This window comes from Curtobacterium sp. NPDC086286, from assembly GCF_044746255.1.
GTDB lineage: Bacteria > Actinomycetota > Actinomycetes > Actinomycetales > Microbacteriaceae > Curtobacterium.
In genome coordinates, this window is the sequence record NZ_JBIVBW010000016.1 from 1,619 (window position 1) to 4,800 (window position 3,182).

A 3,182-nucleotide genomic window follows, 5' to 3' on the forward strand; every position below is an offset into this window, starting at 1 on the left:
TTTGGTGATTGTTCGAGTCGATCGCAATTTTAATCTTTGTGGTCAAGTTTCTAAGAGCAAACGGTGGATGCCTTGGCATCTGGAGCCGAAGAAGGACGTAGAAATCTGCGATAAGCCTCGGGGAGCTGATAATCGAGCTGTGAGCCGAGGATTTCCGAATGGGGAAACCCCGCTGGGCGCTTTTGTGACCTGGTGACTCCCGCCTGAATATATAGGGCGGGTAGAGGGAACGTGGGGAAGTGAAACATCTCAGTACCCACAGGAAGAGAAAACAACATGTGATTCCGTGAGTAGTGGCGAGCGAAAGCGGATGAGGCTAAACCGATCATGTGTGATAGCCGGCGGGCGTTGCATGGTCGGGGTTGTGGGACACGTCGCTCAGTTCTGCCGGACTGGGGCGGTTACAGCGCATCATAGTCGAACCGGTTTGAAAGCCGGGCCGTAGTGGGTGCCAGCCCCGTAGACGAAATGGTGTTATGGCCGGATGTGTATCCCAAGTAGCACGGGGCCCGAGAAATCCCGTGTGAATCTGTCAGGACCACCTGATAAGCCTAAATACTCCCAGATGACCGATAGCGGACAAGTACCGTGAGGGAAAGGTGAAAAGTACCCCGGGAGGGGAGTGAAATAGTACCTGAAACCGTTTGCTTACAAACCGTCGGAGCCTCCTTGTAGGGGTGACGGCGTGCCTTTTGAAGAATGAGCCTGCGAGTTAGTGATATGTGGCGAGGTTAACCCGTGTGGGGCAGCCGTAGCGAAAGCGAGTCTGAATAGGGCGATTCAGTCGCATGTCCTAGACCCGAAGCGAAGTGATCTATCCATGGCCAGGTTGAAGCGACGGTAAGACGTCGTGGAGGACCGAACCCACTTCAGTTGAAAATGGAGGGGATGAGCTGTGGATAGGGGTGAAAGGCCAATCAAACTTCGTGATAGCTGGTTCTCTCCGAAATGCATTTAGGTGCAGCGTTGCGTGTTTCTCGCCGGAGGTAGAGCTACTGGATGGCCGATGGGCCTCAACAGGTTACTGACGTCAGCCAAACTCCGAATGCCGGTGAGTGAGAGCGCAGCAGTGAGACGGTGGGGGATAAGCTTCATCGTCGAGAGGGAAACAACCCAGACTACCAACTAAGGCCCCTAAGCGTGTGCTAAGTGGGAAAGGATGTGGAGTTGCATAGACAACCAGGAGGTTGGCTTAGAAGCAGCCACCCTTGAAAGAGTGCGTAATAGCTCACTGGTCAAGTGATTCCGCGCCGACAATGTAACGGGGCTCAAGCACACCGCCGAAGTTGTAGATTTCGCACACTCGATAAGCCTTCGTGGTTCAGTCGTGCGGAGTGGTAGGAGAGCGTCGTGTGGCGAGTGAAGCGGCGGAGTGATCCAGCCGTGGACGCTACACGAGTGAGAATGCAGGCATGAGTAGCGAAAGACGGGTGAGAAACCCGTCCTCCGAAAGACCAAGGGTTCCAGGGCCAGGTTAATCCGCCCTGGGTAAGTCGGGACCTAAGGCGAGGCCGACAGGCGTAGTCGATGGACAACGGGTTGATATTCCCGTACCGGCGAACAACCGCCCAAGCTAATCCAGTGGTGCTAAGAGTCCTAACCCGCATTGACCGGATCCCTTCGGGGTGATGGCGTGCGGTCTAACGCTCGACCCCATGCTGGTGCGGTTAGCGTATGAACAGGTGTGACGCAGGAAGGTAGCTGAGCCAGGCGATGGTATCCGTAAGGTGATCCTGGTGTAAGGATGTAGGGCTGACGATAGGCAAATCCGTCGTCTGTATGCCTGAGATCCGACGCGTACCCGTAAGGGGAAATCAGTGATCCTATGCTGCCGAGAAAAGCATCGACGCGAGGTTGCAGCCGCCCGTACCCGAAACCGACTCAGGTGGTCAGGTAGAGAATACCAAGGAGATCGAGAGAATCGTGGTTAAGGAACTCGGCAAAATGCCCCCGTAACTTCGGGAGAAGGGGGGCCGGACACGTGATGCGGACTTGCTCCGCTGAGCGTTGAAGGCCGCAGAGACCAGTGGGAAGCGACTGTTTACTAAAAACACAGGTCCGTGCGAAGTCGCAAGACGATGTATACGGACTGACGCCTGCCCGGTGCTGGAAGGTTAAGAGGAAGGGTTAGCCTTTGGGCGAAGCTCTGAATTTAAGCCCCAGTAAACGGCGGTGGTAACTATAACCATCCTAAGGTAGCGAAATTCCTTGTCGGGTAAGTTCCGACCTGCACGAATGGCGTAACGACTTCCCAGCTGTCTCAACCGCGAACTCGGCGAAATTGCACTACGAGTAAAGATGCTCGTTACGCGCAGCAGGACGGAAAGACCCCGTGACCTTTACTACAGCTTGGTATTGGTGTTCGGTGTGGCTTGTGTAGGATAGGTGGGAGACTGTGAAGCGGGCACGCTAGTGTTCGTGGAGTCATTGTTGAAATACCACTCTGGTCACTCTGGATGTCTAACGTAGGACCCTGATCGGGTTCATGGACAGTGCCTGGTGGGTAGTTTAACTGGGGCGGTTGCCTCCCAAAGAGTAACGGAGGCGCCCAAAGGTTCCCTCAACCTGGTTGGCAATCAGGTGGCGAGTGTAAGTGCACAAGGGAGCTTGACTGTGAGACTGACAGGTCGAGCAGGGACGAAAGTCGGGACTAGTGATCCGGCAGTGGCTTGTGGAAGCGCTGTCGCTCAACGGATAAAAGGTACCTCGGGGATAACAGGCTGATCTTGCCCAAGAGTCCATATCGACGGCATGGTTTGGCACCTCGATGTCGGCTCGTCGCATCCTGGGGCTGGAGTAGGTCCCAAGGGTTGGGCTGTTCGCCCATTAAAGCGGTACGCGAGCTGGGTTTAGAACGTCGTGAGACAGTTCGGTCCCTATCCGCTGCGCGCGTTGGAAATTTGAGAAGATCTATCCCTAGTACGAGAGGACCGGGATGGACGAACCTCTGGTGTGTCAGTTGTTCTGCCAAGGGCACCGCTGATTAGCTACGTTCGGACCGGATAACCGCTGAAAGCATCTAAGCGGGAAGCCGTCTTCGAGATGAGATTTCCATGCACCTTGAGTGTGAGAGGCTCCCAGCAGACTACTGGGTTGATAGGCCGGATGTGGAAGCGGGGACTAACGACCCGTGGAGCTGACCGGTACTAATAAGCCGAAGACTTGACAACACAACTATTTCC

1 rRNA gene is annotated in these 3,182 nt (G+C 55.0%); it reads left to right on the top strand.

Annotation, left to right across the window (positions count from 1 at the left end):
* Window positions 1-40 precede the first annotated feature (40 nt).
* Window positions 41-3,170 (top strand): 23S ribosomal RNA (locus ACIPKM_RS18545).
* Window positions 3,171-3,182 lie beyond the last annotated feature (12 nt).